This is a genomic window from Desulfocicer vacuolatum DSM 3385, from assembly GCF_900176365.1.
GTDB lineage: Bacteria > Desulfobacterota > Desulfobacteria > Desulfobacterales > Desulfobacteraceae > Desulfocicer > Desulfocicer vacuolatum.
The window spans coordinates 113,876-133,655 of record NZ_FWXY01000011.1 but is presented as its reverse complement, the minus strand read 5'-3'; the positions used below and the strand labels follow the sequence as shown (position 1 = coordinate 133,655).

The 19,780-nt window shown below is 47.7% G+C and carries 19 protein-coding genes and 1 riboswitch; of the genes, 1 reads left to right on the top strand and 18 read right to left on the bottom strand.

The window, feature by feature from the left end:
• Positions 1-14: 14 nt before the first annotated feature.
• The 4 genes from B9A32_RS11500 to B9A32_RS11485 form a co-directional block, all read right to left on the bottom strand.
• Entirely contained in the window at positions 15-632 is a 618-nt protein-coding gene (locus B9A32_RS11500) for an MlaC/ttg2D family ABC transporter substrate-binding protein (RefSeq protein WP_084069548.1), read from the bottom strand.
• Positions 629-1,114: an MlaD family protein gene (locus B9A32_RS11495; RefSeq protein WP_212637904.1), complete on the bottom strand. Its 486-nt coding sequence runs from the start codon at positions 1,112-1,114 to the stop codon at positions 629-631. Before B9A32_RS11495 ends, B9A32_RS11500 begins: the two co-directional genes overlap by 4 nt.
• Positions 1,111-2,370, bottom strand: coding sequence for an ABC transporter ATP-binding protein (locus tag B9A32_RS11490; protein ID WP_084069544.1), 1,260 nt, complete (start codon positions 2,368-2,370; stop codon positions 1,111-1,113). The genes B9A32_RS11495 and B9A32_RS11490 overlap by 4 nt, the downstream gene beginning before the upstream one ends.
• Positions 2,371-2,757: 387 nt before the next feature.
• Positions 2,758-3,537: an MlaE family ABC transporter permease gene (locus B9A32_RS11485; protein WP_139795806.1), complete on the bottom strand. Its 780-nt coding sequence runs from the start codon at positions 3,535-3,537 to the stop codon at positions 2,758-2,760.
• 552 nt (positions 3,538-4,089) lie between these two features.
• Here B9A32_RS11485 and ilvN point away from each other — a divergent pair.
• Positions 4,090-4,575 (top strand): acetolactate synthase small subunit, encoded by a 486-nt coding sequence (gene ilvN / locus B9A32_RS11480; RefSeq protein ID WP_084069540.1) that lies wholly within the window; start codon positions 4,090-4,092, stop codon positions 4,573-4,575.
• Between the two features lie 34 nt (positions 4,576-4,609).
• Here ilvN and cobU read toward each other — a convergent pair whose 3' ends face one another.
• From cobU to purF, 14 genes are all read right to left on the bottom strand, one after another.
• Positions 4,610-5,137, bottom strand: coding sequence for a bifunctional adenosylcobinamide kinase/adenosylcobinamide-phosphate guanylyltransferase (gene cobU, locus B9A32_RS11475; RefSeq protein WP_084069538.1), 528 nt, complete (start codon positions 5,135-5,137; stop codon positions 4,610-4,612).
• A gap of 1 nt (position 5,138) precedes the next feature.
• Complete coding sequence (locus B9A32_RS11470; RefSeq protein WP_084069536.1) at positions 5,139-6,629, bottom strand: cobyric acid synthase; 1,491 nt, start codon at positions 6,627-6,629, stop codon at positions 5,139-5,141.
• Entirely contained in the window at positions 6,626-7,144 is a 519-nt protein-coding gene (locus B9A32_RS11465) for a cob(I)yrinic acid a,c-diamide adenosyltransferase (protein WP_084069535.1), read from the bottom strand. Before B9A32_RS11465 ends, B9A32_RS11470 begins: the two co-directional genes overlap by 4 nt.
• Positions 7,145-7,378: 234 nt before the next feature.
• The gene (gene cobJ / locus B9A32_RS11460; protein WP_232367134.1) at positions 7,379-8,122 is read right to left on the bottom strand and encodes a precorrin-3B C(17)-methyltransferase; all 744 of its coding nucleotides are present in this window, start codon (positions 8,120-8,122) and stop codon (positions 7,379-7,381) included.
• 29 nt (positions 8,123-8,151) lie between these two features.
• A complete protein-coding gene (locus B9A32_RS11455) occupies positions 8,152-9,228 on the bottom strand; it encodes a cobalt-precorrin 5A hydrolase (protein WP_084069531.1) in 1,077 nt (358 codons plus the stop codon).
• The gene (gene cobM, locus B9A32_RS11450; protein ID WP_084069529.1) at positions 9,194-9,961 is read right to left on the bottom strand and encodes a precorrin-4 C(11)-methyltransferase; all 768 of its coding nucleotides are present in this window, start codon (positions 9,959-9,961) and stop codon (positions 9,194-9,196) included. Before cobM ends, B9A32_RS11455 begins: the two co-directional genes overlap by 35 nt.
• A 238-nt stretch (positions 9,962-10,199) precedes the next feature.
• Positions 10,200-11,498 carry a precorrin-6y C5,15-methyltransferase (decarboxylating) subunit CbiE gene (cbiE, locus tag B9A32_RS11445; RefSeq protein ID WP_084069527.1) on the bottom strand — a complete coding sequence of 433 codons (1,299 nt, stop codon included), beginning with the start codon at positions 11,496-11,498 and terminating at the stop codon, positions 10,200-10,202.
• Positions 11,499-11,764: 266 nt separating this feature from the next.
• The gene (gene cobI / locus B9A32_RS11440) at positions 11,765-12,472 is read right to left on the bottom strand and encodes a precorrin-2 C(20)-methyltransferase (RefSeq protein WP_084069525.1); all 708 of its coding nucleotides are present in this window, start codon (positions 12,470-12,472) and stop codon (positions 11,765-11,767) included.
• A 77-nt stretch (positions 12,473-12,549) separates the two neighbouring features.
• Positions 12,550-13,629 (bottom strand): ABC transporter substrate-binding protein, encoded by a 1,080-nt coding sequence (locus tag B9A32_RS11435; protein ID WP_232367133.1) that lies wholly within the window; start codon positions 13,627-13,629, stop codon positions 12,550-12,552.
• Position 13,630: 1 nt separating this feature from the next.
• Positions 13,631-14,434, bottom strand: coding sequence for an ABC transporter ATP-binding protein (locus tag B9A32_RS11430; protein WP_084069523.1), 804 nt, complete (start codon positions 14,432-14,434; stop codon positions 13,631-13,633).
• A gap of 6 nt (positions 14,435-14,440) precedes the next feature.
• Positions 14,441-15,490 (bottom strand): FecCD family ABC transporter permease, encoded by a 1,050-nt coding sequence (locus B9A32_RS11425; protein ID WP_232367132.1) that lies wholly within the window; start codon positions 15,488-15,490, stop codon positions 14,441-14,443.
• A gap of 123 nt (positions 15,491-15,613) precedes the next feature.
• A riboswitch (cobalamin riboswitch) is annotated at positions 15,614-15,806 on the bottom strand.
• A 117-nt stretch (positions 15,807-15,923) separates the two neighbouring features.
• On the bottom strand, positions 15,924-16,781 hold the full coding sequence (locus B9A32_RS11420; RefSeq protein ID WP_139795803.1) for a hypothetical protein: 858 nt from the start codon (positions 16,779-16,781) through the stop codon (positions 15,924-15,926).
• Between the two features lie 144 nt (positions 16,782-16,925).
• On the bottom strand, positions 16,926-17,930 hold the full coding sequence (locus tag B9A32_RS11415; protein WP_084069520.1) for a radical SAM protein: 1,005 nt from the start codon (positions 17,928-17,930) through the stop codon (positions 16,926-16,928).
• 433 nt (positions 17,931-18,363) lie between these two features.
• A complete protein-coding gene (purF, locus tag B9A32_RS11410; protein WP_084069601.1) occupies positions 18,364-19,779 on the bottom strand; it encodes an amidophosphoribosyltransferase in 1,416 nt (471 codons plus the stop codon).
• Between the last annotated feature and the right edge of the window lies 1 nt (position 19,780).

Genomic DNA, 19,780 nt, shown 5'->3' with positions numbered 1-19,780 from the left:
TCCCGGAAAATGTCTTATTTCGATTTTTCAGGTCTGGCACCCCGGGTTTTCTTATCCAGAACTTTCAGCAGCTGTGCCATGGATTTTCCGGATAGATATTTTTTAAACTGGCTGCGATAATTTTTAGTCAGGCTTACCCCTTCAATGACAACATCAAAAATTTTCCACTCCCCATTTGCAAGGCTCATGCGATAATGTATGGGAATATCATTTTTTTGGGAAACAAGTGTGGTTTGAACTTCAGCAATTCCATCTGCCAGGGGGATTTCCCGTCCAATAATTATTTTTTCATCTCCATAGGAGAGAATTCGATTCATATATGTTTTACCCAGTAACAGGCCGTATACTCTTATAAAATCAGCCTGCTGTTCAGGGGTGATCCGGCGCCATTTTCGTCCAAGGGAATATTGGGACAACAATTGATAATCAAAAACATGGTCCATGATTTCCCAGAGTTTCTCTTTTTTGGTTACCAAAAAAGCCTCGTCCTTAAGACCGGGGTCTTTGAGCACATTTAAAACTTCATTTGTTATTTTTGACATGGTTTCCACAGCAGTGGCCCCATGAACGATTTTATCTGCCATGGGCATTATCAGTAATATCCCCAGACATATCATGGTAAAATATTTCATTGAATTTCCTCCCCAAAATCCATTTCATCTTCTTCATCAACGGAACCAAAGGCATATTTACCAATGAGATCATTAATATCCACAGGGGATTCCGTATTGATGATTACGCCATTGTTGCCCAGTATTTCACCGGAACCTCCGGGATCAATGCTGATAAATTTATCCCCAATCAACCCGGCTGTTTTAATGGAGGCAATGGCATCGGAGTAAATCCGGGCACTCTTTTGGATGTTCAGGGTTGCCACGGCCATCTGAACCTCATCATCAATGCTCAGTGAGCCCACATGCCCAATCTCAATGCCGTACATTTCAATGGGATTTCCGGCCCGAAGTCCTGTCACCGTATTAAAGCGGGCCTTTAATACCATGAAATTATCACCAAACAAGGAAAGGTTTCCCAAATTCACGGTCATATACACCAGAACCATCAAGCCAACAAACACAAACACGCCTGCAATGGATTCATATACATTGTTTTTCACAGACTGCACCTCCCGGCAACACATTGAAAATCCCCGATTTTAAACTGATTGTTACGTGCCTTTTCCAGCACATCGTTAATACCGTCCTTTATGGCCACCCCCTCGGCAAGCCCGGTCATCACTTTGATCTTATACACCGGCGTATCCAGCATTTTATTGTCACTGTTTTGTATCTTTACATACTCAAACCCGTTTTCCACCAAATCCGCCACAAAAGCATCAATGATTTCACGGGACTCCTTGTAATTGGAAAAGGGAAGCACTGTCATGAAACGGCTGCGGCGCTGGCGTGTGGAAAAACCACCCACCACATCAAAATGCCTGCTGATGATCATCCCAAGCTCTTTTACCATGGCATGGGCCGTTGTATACCCCACGGTCTTGCACAAATTCTTAAAATCAGAAATACTGAAAATAGCCACCACATAAGAGGCCTCCGCCGGTTTTAAGCGTAATGCATTTTTATAGCGCATCTTAAAATTACGTTTGGAATAGATTCCCGGCATATGTTTTTGAAACCCCTCAAGACTGTGAACAAATTCATCCACATAGGGATGTTCAAACTCTTCAAAGGCATCAGGGGTGCCCTGGAATACAATTTTGCCTTCATGGAGCACCAGAACCCGGTTTGAGATAAACAGCACATCCGGCAGATCATGGCTGATGATGACTGCAGTGAAATTAAATCTTGTTTTATAATCTGCAATCATACTTAAAATGGCGTTGCGGCGGATGAGATCCTGCCCTGTGGTGGGCTCGTCAAAGAACACAATGGCAGGATCGGTGATCAGCGCACGGCTGAAAGCCACTCTTTTCTGCATGCCGCCGGAAAGCTCCGAAGGGAATCGACCGGCCATGTCTGCAAGATCGGTTTTTTCCAGTATCTCCATGACCCGGCGTTTAATCTCTTCTTTTTTCAGCCGGGTGTTTTGTTCCAGGGGAAAGGCCACATTCTCAAAAACAGTCATGGAGTCAAACAGGGCATTTCCCTGGAACATGTAACTCATCTGCCCCATGTACTTTTTACGTTTTTTCCCTTTTAAGGTGGCAATGTCCCGGCCCTTGTAGAAAAGCGTGCCGCTGTCCGGCCTCATCAAACCGATGAGGTGTTTCAGCATGACACTTTTACCGGTGCCGCTCTTGCCGATGATGGTGGTGATTTCACCTTCATTCAGCGTAAAACTTACGCCGTCAAGAACGGTTTTATCCCCAAAACGCTTAACGACATTTTTAAACTCTATGATGGGTGTTTTCATCTACCATTACCTTTTTTTTATATTAAACTCCATCCAAAGTAGCGTAATAATTAGAGTTTCATTTTTCGTTGTGGTCAGGTCAAATCCCAATATGAGCTGCCCATGGCAGTTATATACAAGGCAGCCTCCAGGGCAAGCTAAGGCAGAGCCGCCCCTCCGATGGGTAATAGGAACCGGACAATTGAGCTGTCTACAGTTCCGGTCCGGGCCCATTGCCCATCGGGGGGGGGCGGCGGTATAATACCATTTGGCTCCACGTCTACGACCCTATATTTGTTGTGTCCGCCGGAAGATGCCCATTATATTAAAGACTTCGCAAATCACGCCAACGTATGTAAGCTTTGTTATGGGCAAAACGAGATCAGAATACGGCCTACCCATGGCAATTTACATGAGAAAAGAGGTAACAACATAATCTGAAATCAAAATCCAGACACAGGAAACCACCACAGCAGTGGTGGTGGAAAGCCCCACTGCTTTGGCGCCAAAGCTGTCCGCCCTAAGATGGGTATAATACCCATTATAGCAACATGCCGTTGACACAATCAGCGCAAAAACAACAGACTTTATAAATCCACCATTAAGGTCCACCAGGGTAATACTGGACTGAAGACGATAAAAATAGGCCCCGGAATCCAGTCCCAGCAGCACCACCCCGGTGAGATAGCCCCCCAGAAATCCAACAAGGTCAAACAAAGCCGTTAAAATGGGAAAACTGATAACAGACGCTGCAAGCCTGGGGCTGACAAGATAGCGCCGTGGGTTAACGCCCATGGTGAACAAGGCATCAATCTGCTCTGTTATGCGCTGTATGCCGATCTCCGTTGTCATGGCAGAGCCTGCCCGGGCTGTCACCATGATGGCGGTGAGCACCGGCCCCAGCTCCCGCACAAGGGTCAGACCGATGGCGGAACCCAACACCCCTGTGGAACCGAATTTTACCAAGGTATAATACAGTTGAAGTCCCAGAACCATTCCTGTGAAAAGTCCCACCAGTATAACAATGGAAATGGATCTCACCCCAATATAATACACATGGCGTAATATATTTTTAAGCTGCTTTTTGGTGAAGATACCGGCCACGGAAAAAACCAGAAACAGCGATATTTTCCCAAAAGATTGGAGAGTGTTAAGAAATTTTTTACCAAACAAGTTTAAAAAAAACATTGGATTGTGCACAACACTATTTTTCATAAAAGATTCATCCAATCTGCTTAACATTGATGAAAAAAACAAATGCCGGGCATATATCGAATACAACAAAAAAGGTAAGGCTATCGGCGGATAAGAGTATACCGGGATGCGCAAAATTTTTTATTCGTATTCAAGGCGGGTCTTTCCATGCATAGTGGTTCTATGTACGGACGTCCCAACACAGAAGACGGATAAAAAAACAAGCAGGTCAGTATAATCTTTGACACAGACAGCCTAATTTCTCTGGACATCGATACAATTTTGCACATTCATTCTTTTTTGTCAAAAAATGAAACAGAAACATCCACACTCTTACCCGACATGGTGGCGTGGCATGGATCGGAACTTTGTTTCCATAATTATCAATTGCCTGAATTAGCCCTGGACAGATGTTTTAGAAGCGGGGTATTGTGATGAGTGAAAAATAAATTTTCAGTGTCCAGATTCATGGATATTGGAGGGGATAGCCCATTAAGCTAATGGTAAAATGAAATTATTAAACACTCAAGCGTTTTAAGGATAGCCATGGAAGAGAAAAAATATGTCATCACCATGCTGGTGGAAAATGAACCTGGAGTAACGGCAAGAATTACAGGATTGTTTGCCGGAAGGGGGTATAACATTGAAACCATCTGCGGCGCCCCCACAGCCAACCCTAAAATGTCCCGGATTACCATCAGCACCCGGGCAGATCCCCATCAGTTTTCCCAATGCATGAAACAGATTGAGCGCCTCACCAACGTGATTAAATTAAGGGATATGACTGGAAAAGATGCGGTAAAAAGGGAACTTGCATTGATTTGCGTGAAAGCACCGCCTGAAAGACGTACGGAAATATTGCGCCTTGTTGAGGCCTTTCACGCTAAAATTGTTGACATTGGAAGAGAAAGTCTCACCATGGAGGTAACGGGCAAGGCCTTTCTCATTGATGAGCTGCTTGCCCTTCTGGCACCATTCGGGGTTCAGAAACTGTCAAGATCCGGTCTTCTTGCCCTTTACAGGGAATCTTAACTCGATCTGCATCAACGGTGCCTGAAATTTACCGTCAAGACTTTATCTCCATGGGGATACCGGCCACCACCAGGATCACCCGATCTGAAGCTGCGGCCACCCTTTGATTCACAAAGCCTGCCATATCCCGGAATTTTCTTGCCAGGGCATTTTCCGGGACAATGCCTGACCCCACCTCATTGGACACCATGATCACAGGACAGGCACTTTTTTGCAAAACGGTTGTCAGCAAGCGGGTTTTGTCCATAATACCCTGGGTATCAAATCCGTTGAACAAAAGATTGGATACCCACAGGGTCAGACAGTCCACCAGAATAACATCCACATCCGGGGCCAGGCGCTCTATTTTTTCAGGAATATCCACAGGAACCTCTGCAGTCTGCCAGGACGCGCCCCTTTCTTTAATATGTTTATCCACCCGTTCCTGCATCTCTCCATCCGTGGGAACAGATGTTGCCATGAATATTTTTCTGTTTCCAGACACCTGGTTGGCCAGGGCCAGGGCATGGCTGCTCTTTCCGCTGCGACACCCTCCCAGGATAAGTGAATTCTTAAATTTCATATCACTCCTCTATCAGCTCTAAATAGATCTCATCCATTGCCACATGGGTCTCAAAGTGAACCCGAAGCTGCTCATAGGTTTCATCCTTTCGGGATAGACCGTCCCGGGTATCTCCGGGATCAAGATGTATACCAATGGATGCCAGCCATTTGAACTTTATGGCATCATAATCAAACATGCCGTGCATGTATGTGCCTGCCACATTACCCTTTGAAGAAACGGCCCCCTCTTGGTCACTGCAGGCGCACCGATTCCGGGATATCACATCAAACAGGGGATTCCCTGCCAGGCGGGTGGTCTGCCCCATATGAATTTCATAACCTTCTCCCTGGAGATCTCCCCAGGAGAATCGACTCAGTGTGGTGGTTTTGGGGGCCTTAAGGACTGTTTTCACACAAAGGAGATCAAGCCCCGGTGTTGTCCCGGGATGATCTTCCACCCCCTGGGGGTCCTCAACCGCCTCGCCCAGAATCTGGAACCCGCCGCAAATACCCAGGATATGTCCCCCGGCACTTTCATAGGCAGTTAATTTATCTGCCCATCCCGATTGTCTGAGCCAGTGGATGTCTGAGCGGGTGTTTTTGGACCCCGGCAGAATAACGGCTTTAAACTTTGATAAATCCTGGGGGGTCTCCACAAAAACCACCTGAATTCCCCGGGTGTCTGCCAGGGCGTGGAAATCCGTGAAATTGGAAATATGTTTGAGTTTAATCACAGCAATGGCAGGAACACCTTCCACAAGTTTGCTCACCGCAGGGCATTGTTCCAGTTCAACGGAATCTTCGGCATCAATTCTGAAGTGGTGGTACCATGGCAACACGCCCAGCACCTTTTTTCCGGTTTTTTCCGAAATCCAGTCAGCCCCGTCTTTAAAAAGCTCAATATCCCCCCGGAACCGATTAATAATAAACCCTTTAATCATGTCCCGGTATTTCTGGGGAAGACATTCCAATGTGCCCACCAATTGCCCAAAAACACCGCCCCGGTGGATGTCTGCCACCAGCACCACATCGGCCCCTGCATACTCTGCCATGCGAAAATTGACAATATCCGACGGCATGAGATTCACCTCTGCACAGGAACCGGCCCCTTCCATCACCACCATTTCATAACGGTCCCGGAGTCTGTCAAAGGCCTGGCACGCCTCTTTGAAATAGAGGTCTTTTCTGGCATGATATTCCACAGCACTGCTATTTTCAAAGGCTTGGCCGTTGAGCACCACCTGGGACCCCATCTCCCCTGTGGGTTTCAGCAGCACCGGATTCATATCCACATGGGGGGCAACGCCTGCGGCCTCGGCCTGGACAATCTGGGCCCTGCCCATTTCAAGACCTTCGGGGGTAATGCCCGAGTTATTGGACATGTTCTGGGCCTTAAAAGGAGCCACCCGGACACCCCGGTGGGCCAGGGATCTGCAGATGGCGGCGCCCACAATGCTTTTACCCACATCAGACCCTGTACCAAAAACAGCAATGGGTTTCATTTTTCTCATTTTTCAATCCCGACCCGTGCCTGGACACCTGCCTTATAATAATGTTTAATTTCCGTCATCTCTGTGACAAGATCTGCCCGTTCCACCACAGCCGGGGTGGCCCCCCTGCCGGTGATGACAAGTTCCACATGTTCGGGCTTCATATCCATGAGATCCAAAAGGGCCTGTTCTGAAAAAAGATGACACATCACCGCCACATTGGCCTCCTCTGCCACCACAAGGTCATGCTCTCCCTTTGTCAAAACCTCCCGGAGACGGGCATAGCCTTTTTTCCCTGCCTCAATGTCTTCAGGGGAGGGTTTGCCTTTGACAAATTTACCCATGCCGTATTGTTCCACCGTGATCAGTTCATTGAATCGGTCCAGGGCTTTGATCTCAGAATAATCCCCTTTTTTCAAGAACTGGACAATGTAAACTTTAAATCCCGCACCGGCAGCCCTGATACTCAGACCCAGGGATGCTGTGGTTTTACCTTTTCCGTTTCCCGTGTATACCTGAACATATCCTTTTTTCATGGTGTCTCCTTTTTTCAGACTGTCAAATTAACTCTGGAACATTTCCAGGATTTCCCAGGTGAACATACCCCCTTTGGGGCGCAATCACAAGTCTGACCCCACAGCAATTCTAATTTTGGAGTCATATGCGCTTAAAACCGGGAACAAACAGTTTCCATCAACGTAATTTCAACAACTTACATATCCGCAAACGCAGTTAAAAGACATACTTGGAAGTGCTGCTGACCCATTGTTCTATATCTCATACTTTTTGGAATACCCCCTGGGGGTGTACATAAAATCAAGATAGGGCACCGAGGCCTCATTACCCACCAATAAAATGGTCTGCATATCCACATGGGATTCATCCATTTTTTCCAGGGTGGTGACAGAAATCTTCTGCTGTTCTCGCATGGCAGAGGTGACAACCCCCACCGGTGTATCGCCTTTCCTATGCTCCATGATCAGATCCCGGGCCCGGGCAAGCTGCCAGTCCCTTTTTTTGCTTTTGGGGTTGTATATGGCAATGACAAAGTCGGCGCTGGCCGCAGCAGAAATTCGCTTTTCAATTTTTTCCCAGGGAGTTAAGAGATCGCTTAAGCTGATAACGGCAAAATCGTGGGTCAAGGGGGCACCCACAAGGGATGCACCGGCGGCAAGGGCCGGAATACCCGGAACCACCTCAATTTCAAGGCAGGTGCCGTCACTGTTTTCAGGACAGGCCTCTCCATGGCGCACCAGGGTCAGTCCCTTTTTTTCGCACATTTCAAACACCAGACCCGCCATGGCGTAGATACCGGAATCCCCCCCGGATACCAGGGAACAGGTGGTGCCTTTCAATGCCTCGGCAATGGCCATTTCCACCCTGTCCACTTCCTTCATCATGCCGGTGGAAATAATTTTTTTATCACCAATGGCATCATGGATAAGATCAATGTATGTGGTGTAGCCGGCAACGGAATCAGACATTTCCAGAAGCGTTGCTGCCCGGGGTGCCATATAGGATACATCCCCCGGTCCGGTTCCAATTACAAATAATCGGGCTCTATTCTTGCCACTGCAAGGGTTGCATTGCCCTTTTTTATCTTGGGTACCACCAGTTTTCCGTTGTGTGACGCCAGAATCGCTGCTGCTTCGCATACGCTTTTTACTCCCAGAAATTTTTCCACCGTTTTGGATGGATTTTGTATATTTTTAACTGAATTCAATGTTTCTTTATCATAAAATAAAATGGGGACATCCAGGGATCGGGCCAAATCCAGAAGCCCCGGTTCATCGGCTTTTACTTCGGTGGTTCCAAGGGCAGCAAGGCTTTGTAATGACAAGCCGTGTTTTTCAAAAGAGTCACACAATAATGCCCACAACTCTGCCTGATCGGTGCCGCGGTTACATCCCATACCTGCCACCAATGATTTGGGTCTCAACACAAGGGTTTCACGTGGAACAGGTTCCACCTTGTCACTGCACTGGATGAAAACCGTCTTTTTTCCGGATTGCCCCGGTTCTTCCAGAAATTCTTCACAAAGGGATTTAACAAGACAGGGCAAAGGATCAACAAGGGCCACTTTCTCTCTTTTCAAAAACGCCATGTTCACGGTTTTTATCAACTGTGGATTCTCAATGACAAACCCGCATTTTTGGGCAATCATGTCAATGGACGGCAGCGCATTGACATCCGTGGCAGTGGTAATCACCGGCGTGGCCCCGGTGGCCCCGGCCGCCCGGTGGGCAAGTTCATTTCCCCCCCCCAGATGACCGGAAATCAAACTGATGGCGTGAAGTCCTCTGTCATCCATCACCACCACAGCCGGATCGTTTAACTTGGAATGGAGCAAAGGAGCCAGCAGGCGCACGGCAATACCCGTTGAAAAAATGCAGATATGGCCGTCATAATGCTTGAAATCCTTTTCCAGGGCAGTGCCCAGGCGGTTAAAAAGCCCGGCAGTGACGGGTAAAGGATTTTTTCCCAAAGCACCGGAAGAGACCATGAAATCACTTCCGGGAAAATGGGCCTGGAGTTTTTCCCCCAGGATAATTCCACCGGGGGTGATGGCCCAGATGCATATTTTTTCAGGATCTGAAACCATGGGCAAATCCCGCATCATAAAGTTTTGATTTTATCACTTCCGGTTTTTCATGGGCCGCTTCCACGGCTCTTCCCACAAGAATCAAAGCCTGGCGGTTGAGCTTTTCCGTCTTTACCGTGGCAGCCAGGGCATTTATTTTGGTGAACACAATGCGTTCCTGGGGATGGCTCACCTTGTAGGCAATGGCGCAGGTGCTTTCCGGACCATAATTTTCCGCCAGAATCTCCTGCACCCGTTCCACATGGGCAATGCTCAAATAAATGGCCATGGAACTCCGGTGGGCCGCAAGCAAGGTCAGCGCCTCCTGATCCGGCACCGGGGTTCGTCCGGAAATCCGGGTTAAAATCAGGGTCTGTGTCACCTCGGGAAGGGTGTACTCCATGCCCATGGCAGCAGCTGCGGCAAAGGCAGCAGTGACACCGGGTATCACCTTATAGGAGATTTCATATTTATCCAAAGCCCTCATCTGTTCAAAGATAGCACCGTAAAGAGATGGATCTCCGGTGTGCAGACGCACCACTTTCTTATTTTCCCCATGGGCCTTTTGTATCAACTCTACGATCTCATCCAGATTCAAGGGTGCACTGTCCACAGCCTCGGCCTTTGGGTTCCAGGTGAGCAGCTCCCGGGGAACCAGGGAGCCCGCATATATAATAAGGTCTGCCTGCTGAAGTGCTTTTTGTCCCTTCACAGTGATGAGATCGGGGTCTCCGGGACCTGCCCCCACAAAGAGTACTGGGTTGGTTGACATGATTATTAACTCTCCTTTATTTTTATCAATCACAGATTGTTTTATATGAAACACTCCGCAAATCAGAGGCGTATTTCAAGCTTTGTTGAGGGCTGACCGAGGTCAAAATAAGGTCTGCCCATGGCACTTATATGAAATACTCCGCAAATCAGAGGCGTATTTTTATTTTTGTTGTGGGCAGAACGAGCTCAGAATAATGCCTGCCCGTGGCAGTTTGTAAATATTGAAAATGGATAGACTACAGGCCCTGTTTTTCCCCGGTGATAATCCACACAGGATTCAAAGCCTCAAGGCGCTCCCCAAAGGGCATGGGACTGGACCCCGCCACCTGGAGCTGCACAAATTGTGTTTTAAATCCCATTTTTTTAAGCGCTTCAACTGCAAGATACATGGTTTGAACCAGAACCGTGTTAATCACCATGACCCCATGCATGGAAAGCCTGTCTCCGGCCCGATGGATGATCCGGGCAATATTTTTACCCCCGCCTCCCACAAAAACCCTGTCCGGATCGGGTAAGGCATCCATGGCACCGGGCAGACTCCCGTGGCACACTGTTAAATTGGGCACACAGAATTTCTGCTTATTCCGTTCAATCAGCACAATTCGCTTTTCATTTTTCTCCACAGCAAACAATTGGCCCCGGGACAAAAATCGGGACACCTCAATGGAGACAGAGCCGGAACCCGCCCCCAGATCCCAGAAGGTGTAATCCTGTGCATCAAGTTTCAACTTTGACAGGGCAACGCTTCTCACCTCGGATTTGGTGATAAGGCCATTTTCATGAAAAAACTGATCATCGGGCATTCCAGGATAAACAGGAGGTGGTACGGCTTCACATGAAACGGCCCGGTCTTTTCCATCCCTGTGCATGGAAGCGGTTGATTTTCTTCCATGGCAAAAAGAGTCCTCTTGTTTTTGTCGTTTAAGCACCACAACATTGGGCATGGCAAAGGTGTGCGTATCCACCAGAGAGAGATCATCAAAGATATAACTCTTTGCATCCCCACTGCCCAGACGTTCAAATACATGGCAATGGAAATCTGTTATTTTTCTGGACAACAGGAACTTTGCAATCCACCCGGGGGTATGGGTGGCATCGGTGAGTATGCCAATCTTGTTTTCAGTTTTCACAAGGTGTTCAAAATCATCCGACACCCGGCCATGGAAACTTATCAGGCGAGCATCCTGCCAGGGCTCACCCATGGCGGCAAAGGCCGCTGCAGGGGATGAAATATTGGGATGAATCTCCACCTTTTCCCGGCCAAGGGCCTTTACCAGGGTGGCACCAATACCATAAAATAATGGGTCCCCCGAAGCCAGAACCACTACCTTTTGTGAATCCATGCGCTCTTTTATCTTCTGGATCACCAACGCAATATCCCGGGTGATAACCACCTTTTCAACATGGTTTTCCCTGAAATAATCCAGATGCCGTTGTCCCCCCACCAGAAGATCTGCTGTTTTTATTATTTCAAGATGCTTCAGGGTCAGATCTTCCCTGGAAAGCCCAAGGCCGATAACATGCACATTTGACATGGTTATTTTCCTTCACAGTGTAAATATTCGGCTTGGTAATGTAAATGTTTGGGCAGTGCCCCATATTTGCCTGTTTGGGACTGCGTAGCATACTATTGCTATGTGAGCAGGCCCAAACAGGTGAAGATGGGGTGATGACCGAATATTTACTTCACAATTGTTTTTCATGCCACCACATAAGGCCCGGAAATAAAGGCAGCGGTAACGGTAGCACTGTATCAGTTACCCAGGTTGGAAAGCCAGACCATATCGTGGAAAACCATCCCTCATTTACCGGCCAGAATCAATGTCCAATAATCCGGGTCACGGGTTTCCAGGGATCGAATGTCCTGAATGATCTCTTCTCCATGGCGGCCGCATTTAGTGACGGCCACACTGTTCTCAAGCATACCGCTGGCAGCCAGGGCCTCATTGTTCTTTTTGATATTTTTATAGGCTTTCATCATCACAATGTTTTCAACGGCATTTCCCACCCGTTGCAGCTGGTTTCCACCATAGGCCCCGGAGGTGACAAGAAGGGATTCTTCCCCCTCCACCAAGGTTCTGTTCAAGCGGGCTGCAGCGGCATGAAAGGAGGTGATTCCGGGGATGGTCTCCACCTGGGCCCGGGGCATGATTTTTTTCAAACTCTTTAAAATATATCCAAAAGTAGAGTAAGTCATGGGATCTCCCAGGGTCAAAAATGCCGCATTTTTGCCTTCCTTCATCACTGCGGCAATTTTTTCAGCATTGGCATCCCAGGCAGCTTCGGTGGCCCCTTTATCTTCTGTCATGGTAAAGGACAAAGATTCCAGGGTCACAGAGTCAGACAGGTGGGGCCGGGCAATCTCCATGGCCAGACTGTAGCTTCTCTTGGCCGATGCCGCTGTGAAAACCACATCTGCTTCATTAATCACTCTCACGGCTTTTAAAGTGAGCAGCTCCGGATCTCCGGGGCCCACGCCGATACCATACAATTTTCCTTGATTATCCATTATATTCATTACCTCATCTATGTTCGTTATCACTGCCAGAAACAGACCGTATTCTGATCCGGTACTGCCCGTGGCGGTTATATAAAATCCGATCCAAAACGTTTCGGATACAGTATTTTCCCTATGGTTTCAATGCCGATAAGAAGCCTGAAAATAGGCCGGGACACCAGCACTTCATCAATTAAGTAAACCTGATTTTCCTTTACAGCCCGGATGATACGAAATCCCGGCTCTTTTTTAATAATCTCCAGGGAGGTGTGATTCATGACACCGGTCTGGGCCAGAAATACATCAATCTCCCCGGCATGGGACAAAATCCGTTCTTTGCCGTATATGCCGATATTGGTTCCCCGGGAAGATACCGCATCCGGGGCCACATTCAGCCCCCCGGCACTTTCCAGGACAAAGATAGCCATGGACCCTGGTACAAATGTTTTCATGCGGGAATGGATGGCTTCAAAGTAGACCCGTTTCTTTTTTTTAACATCCCGGGTTAATTGCGAAAAATAAGACACCCGGGCCTTAAAATCCCGGATCATCGTTTTGGCCCTTTCTCTTTTACCTGTAAGCGTCCCCAATGCCATCCAGTATCGGTAAAGTCCATCCACCGAGGAAGGCTGAAGGGACACCACCGTGATGCCGGACTTTCGTAATCTCTCAATCAAAGCAGGGTATCCCCTCTCCACCATGGGACGAACCAGCACAAGATCCGGTTCGGCTGCCAGGAATTTTTCAGGATCATCATGGTAGGAAAACCACTTTTTTTGTTTTGCCGCTTCAGGGTAGCATTCATTTTTAGAAACCCCGATGATCTCCTGATCAAGGCCCAGAAAAAAAAGATTTTCCGTGTGGGCGCCATAAAGGGAGATGATGCGCTGAAAGGGCCGGTCAAATGTCACTGTCTCTCCCCGGGCATCAACTATTTCCGTGGCTCCGGCAAAGGTCACGCCATGGGCAAACTGCCAGCACATAATCACCCAGAAAAAAAACTGAAGTCCCCTGCCCCTGCCTGCCTTCCAAAAAACATTTTCACATGCCCCGATCCGGAAATTGAGAAAAAAACCGGACATTGCTGCAAATAATGCAAATAAAATGATCAGCCATGCCCCATGGCCGTTCCCCCTGGATAGCACCTTTTTTTTGTTCAGACTCACCATATCATCCCGCCTTAAAACAGGCCTGCCTGGCCCGGGAGTATTCATTGTATGCCACGTGGCTTTCCACCTGAAAAACCTCTTCAATAACAGCCGCATTCATAACTTCGTCCGTGGGGCCGCATGCAGCCACCCTGCCCTGTTTCATGAAAATCAAATGATCCGACCAGATGGATGCAAGGTTAATATCATGGAATACCGAGATCACCGTGCGATTCTGCATTGACACTTCCTCTTTAACAAGATTCAAAAGACGCAGGGTGTGGCTGATATCCATGTTGGAAAAGGCCTCATCCAAAAAAAGAATGGGGGTATCCTGGCAAAGGGCCCTGGCAAACACACACCGCTGGCGTTCACCACCGCTCAAGGCTGTTATTTTTCTGTCATGAAAGGTATCTGTACCCGTCCGTGCCATCACCGCCTTGACCCTGTCCATATCCTTTTGGTCCGGCTGGGAAAAACGTGGAATCCAGGGATGTCTGCCCATCATAATCACCTCTTCCACGGTGAACGGAAAATTAATATTATAGTTTTGAGATACCAGGGCGATGGTGCGGGCGATTTTTTTTCTGGACCATGCTGCCAACTCCTTTCCCCTCAGAAACACACGCCCTTTGTCAGGGGTCATGTGCCCGATGAGAAGATCCAGCAATGTGGTTTTGCCACACCCGTTGGGGCCCAGTATGGAGTAAAAACGCCCCGGTTCAAAGGTAAGTGAAATTTCCTTGAGCACCGGCTCTTTTTCATAGGCAAAGGAGACATTGTCAAGAAAAATGTCAGGGCCGGTGGGTGTAAGCGCCTGTTTCATGGTCTTCTACCGAATGGCCCCCCGTTTAAATATCCAGCAAAACACGGGCCCGCCGATGAGGGCCGTTAAAATGCCAATGGGAATTTCATGGGGCAGAACAGCCCGGGTAATGGTGTCAGCCCCCAGCAGCAACAGGGCCCCGGCCAGCAAAGATACGGGAATCAGACGTCGATTGTCCGGCCCTGTGAAAAGTCGCACCATATGAGGCACCAACAGTCCCACAAACCCGATAATCCCAGACACAGACACAGACACCGCCGCCAGCATGGAACCTGTCACCAGCAGCATCAGTGTTACCTTGCGGGTGTCCACTCCAAGGCTTGCGGCGGATCGTTCCCCCAGGGAGATAAGATTCAAATCCCTGGCAAACACCATGGACACCAAAAGTCCAAGGACAAGGCTCAACAGGGTCACCCCCACATCCAGCCAGGTCTTGGATGCAAAGCTGCCCATGAGCCAGAAGATAATAATGGAAACCTGTTCATCTGCGGTATATTTTAAAAAGCTGATGCCCGCAGATAAAATGGCAGCCACAATAATACCGGAAAGAATAAGGCTGTTGGAAGAGAGAACCGCAGCGGAGTTTTTACCGGTGTAGGAAAGGAAAATCACAAAAAACAGGGTGAGACAGGCCCCGGCAAAGGCAAACAGAGGTACAGACACAAAAGCGGCACCCAGATTCAGCAAAATGGCAAAACAGGCACCAAAGGCAGCCCCGGCAGAAACCCCCAATGTATAAGGGTCTGCCAGGGGATTTAATAAAATCCCTTGAAAAATAACCCCGGACAGGGCAAGTCCTCCCCCCACGGCGGCACAGGTCAATATCCGTGGCAGACGCACATCCATCACAACCACTTGGGAAGCCTGGGAAACGGCCTCTGCCAGATGGGCCTGGCCCGGTAAGCGGGCAAGGATAATTTTTAAGACATCAAAAAACTCTATCTTCATATACCCAAGGGAGGCAGATAACACCACAAGGCCCAAAAGAAGTATGGAAAAGAGACCTGCAAGTATCTGTGTTCTCCCTGCAGTCAGACATGGCTGAATCCAATTCACAACAAAAAGGCTCCCTTTAATCCACAGGCACAAAAAAACCCATACCGATATTTTAATCGATATGGGGACGCCGTATTGTATCCTCAAATGGTGTAGTAACCCTGTCCAACCGCGTGCACATTTCCAGGTCACTTGTTTCAGACAGGTCTTCTGGCTTCCGGTATAATTTTAAATCTTTAAGCCGCCCCTAAAACAACCGGCAGTTATTTTACATCACGGTTTTGAACAAAAAAATACCAGTTACAGCGGCGGGTCCGCTCCTGGTTTTCACAGGATTCCCCTCACTCATACAGGAATCTACCGTCATTCAATCAATTCCCAATGATCTCTGAAACTATAAATTATCAGGCAAAATAAACTGTTTTCCTCTGAAAGTCAATTTGTTTTCTTATCAACACCATGGAAGTAAATAAGCGGGAAATTTAAAAAGATTCTACCAATTTTGATAAAATTTTTCTTCAAGCTCTTTCACCCGCTGCCGTCGCTCCGTGGAAAAGAAATGGCGATACAGCTGCCCATCCAAAAAAAATTTATTTTTCATCACCTTTTGCTCCAGAATGGCAAGCACTTCCACGGATTTATCACAGGATGGATATTTTTTATCATCAAGAAAAATTTTTTCATTGTAATGGACTTTTATTATGTTATTTATATCCACAAGTTTTAACTCACCCCGGGCCGTAATAATCAAATTACCATTCCCTGCAAGATCAGGAATATAGCCCTCATCCATGGCCATTCTTTTTACTTTTTTAACAAAAAATGAAATGGATTCAATTGCCTTTTTCACACTTTTTCCCCCACTGTTCTGCCCGGGGAAGTGCCTTTGAAAAAATATATCAATGGGATTGTCTCCACTTAGATCCCATGGATCCAACGCCTTTCCCTGGACATATTCCTGGAGTCCGCAAAGAATAATTTCAGAACCATTTGCGCCATGATATTCAACAATGAACTCCTGGGAAACAGCAATAAATTCAGGTCCCAGAAATTTTAAAATCATGGTGTACTTATTCACCTCATCAAGGGCCTGGGAAAGTTGGGAGAACCGGGTTCTCAATATCCGTAACATTTTTTGGGGAACTGCCCGTGGAAACCATCTTACCCCCTTTGAAAGCTCCCCTTGTGTTTCTTTTGATACATCGCAGACATCCAGCACTTCAAATATATGAGAGCGCAAACCTTGACGAAAATACCTCCGAAGATGGCAGGCGGGAGAGAGATTAATAAAATTCAGCGCCATCACCTCTTCTGCGGTAATCACCGCAACATCATGTATATTGCTATTCATTATCATCAAACAGATCTCCCCATCCAAGGAAATTCGCAGTTTTCAATTTACCGTTTTACCCCTCAACCTTTTGAATATTTGAAACGCTAAATCAATATTCTAATTCTTTAAAATAATCTCGGACGAATCAGGCCCTATTATGAGCTAAACATTTATTGGCGACATTTCCTCTTTAAGCATACAGCAGGCAATTCTCTTAAGGGGGGTTCCATCGGATTTGTAGGTGATATTACCCGGCTGGATCATTTTGTTCATGACACATCCTTCGGGGATGGTAAGGTCAAACAGATCGGTTTCGTTTATTTTGCCTGTGGGCACAATGGCGTTGCCATCAATGGTAAAGCTGTGCAGGGGAAAATCTTCACACAAAGGACATCGATAGATACGTCCATTGGGAAAAATAAAATAGTTATCCGCCACAATGCCTGCACACTGGAACGGTTCTGTTTCATCTAAGAACACCCTGGGATAGGTCACAATAATTCCTTGGCGGGCCATGGCTTCTGCCACACCGGGTACCACATTCAGCCATTGTTCCATGGAGACCTGGAGATCGTTGTTGGTGTCTGCCGATTCTCCCCTGATACCGATGACCTGGATGAAAAATCGTTCAAGCCCCCATCCTTTCACAAGCTCCGGCATGCGATGAAGTTCGTGGATGTTATCTCCGCTCACCGTGTAAATCATGGAGGTGGAAAAACCTTCAGCCACGGCTTTTTTCACCCCTTTTACCACCTGTTCATGACATCCCTTTCCCCGGATGACATCGTTGGTGGCAGGCGTGGCCCCATCCAGGGAGAAACTGATAAAATCCACCTCATCCGGGGTGACCCGATGCAGGATATCATGGAAGAGATACCCGTTGGTATCAATGGTGATGGATTTAAACCCCAGTCTTCCGGCCTCCTTCACTGCCAGGGACAAATCTGGATGCAAGGTGGGCTCCCCCCCCAGAAAAATCACATTAATGGTGTTGCATTTTTCGGAAAAAAGATTGAGCCACCGTTTAATGGTCTCAATGTCCAGGGTGTTTTCACCATGCTCTTTTTTGTTAATATAACAATGTTTACAAGAAAGATTGCATTTGGTTAAAAGATGAAAAAAGAGATTTGAAGAATCCTTTGAAAAGGCAACTGTTTTTTTATTCATAATTACATAGGCTCCACAATGGGATTGTTCATATAACTGCCATGGGTAGATCATATTGGAATTTGACCTGTCCACAACGAAAAATGAAATTACAATTATTACAGATCTTTGGATGGCGTTTTATATAAACGGACATGTCCTGTCGGACACAACAGATATAGAAATATGGTATTATACCGCCGCCCCCCCAACGGGCAATGGTCCCGGACCGGAACTGTAGACAGCTCAATTGTCCGGTTCCTATTGCCCGTCGGGGGGGCGGCTCTGCCTTAGCTTGCCTTGGAGGCTGCCTTTTATATAAAACTGCCATGGGCAGATCATATTGGGAATTTGATGGCATAAGACAAAAATAAAACCCCCAAAAACAAAAACCCCTGGATGTGAACATCCAAGGGGTTTTGCATATCAAACAAATTTCACAAGCACAAGGGGATTATCCCATGCATTGCTTGGACAGGTTGGGATCAAAGGCCACAGGATAAGAGCCGTCAAAGCAGGCCTTGCAGAAATTATTTTCCGGATTTTCAACCCCGCCGGCCTCCAGCATGCCTTCAATGCTGAGGTAATGCAGGGAATCTAAGCCCAGAAATTGGGTCAATTCTTCCTCTGACTTGGTGGCAGCCACAAGTTCCCCCTTGGTGGAAAAATCGATACCATAATAACAGGGGAATTTATGGGGGGGACAGGAGATGCGCATGTGCACCTTTTTTGCCCCCAGATCCCGCAGGGCCTGGACCCGTGTCTTGGCTGTGGTGCCCCGGATAATGGAGTCTTCAATGATGATGATCTCCTTGTTCCGGATCAGTTCCCGCACTGGATTGAGCTTCACCCTTACGGCAAAATCCCGCATGCCCTGGGTGGGCTGGATAAAACTTCGTCCCACATAATGGTTGCGTATCATGGCCATTTCAAAGGGAATACCCGACTCTTCGGCATAACCGATTGCAGAGTAGTTCCCGGAATCGGGAAAGGGCATGACCATGTCGGCATCCACAGGTGCTTCCCTTGCCAGGCGTTTTCCATGGGCCTTTCTCATCTGATAGACGTTTTTGCCGTAAATGGTGCTGTCCGGCCGTGCAAAGTAGATGTATTCAAAAATACACAACGATTTTTTTTCAACAGGTTCCCGGGGCATGATGCTGGTCACCCCGTCTTCATTGATGATGACAATCTCACCGGGCTCAAGCTCCCTTACAAATTCTGCCTGCACAAGATCAAATGCACAGGTTTCAGAAGCCAGCACATAGTGTCCGTTGAGTTTACCCAGGGCCAGGGGGCGAAAACTGTTGGGATCTTTAACCCCGATCACTTCCCCCTTGCAGGTGAGCAGCACAAAGGAGTAGGCCCCTTGGATTTTGGCCACAGCCTTTTGGATGGCTGTTACCACATCCCCCTGTTTCAGATTTTTGATGAACAGATGAAGAAACACCTCACTGTCCATGGTGGTCTGGAAAATGGAGCCGCTCTCCTCCAGCTCCTGCTTCAGGGTGTGGGCGTTCACAAGGTTACCGTTGTGGGCCACGGCATAGGCCCTTCCCCGGTGCTGCACCACAAAGGGCTGGGCATTGGTGAGATTGGAATCTCCGGTGGTGGAGTAGCGCACATGACCAATGGCACTGCCGCCGGCCCCTTCAATTTTTTTTAAATCCTCTGTGTTAAAAATATCATGGACCAGGCCCATTCCCTTGTGGGAGTAGATTTTATCCTTGTCCCGGGCCACAGAAATGCCTGCACTCTCCTGGCCCCTGTGCTGCAGGGCATAGAGACCAAAATAGGTCAGCTGGGCAGCTTCCGGATGCCTGTACAGACCAAACACACCACACTCATCTTTGGGCCTTTCACTTTCCATT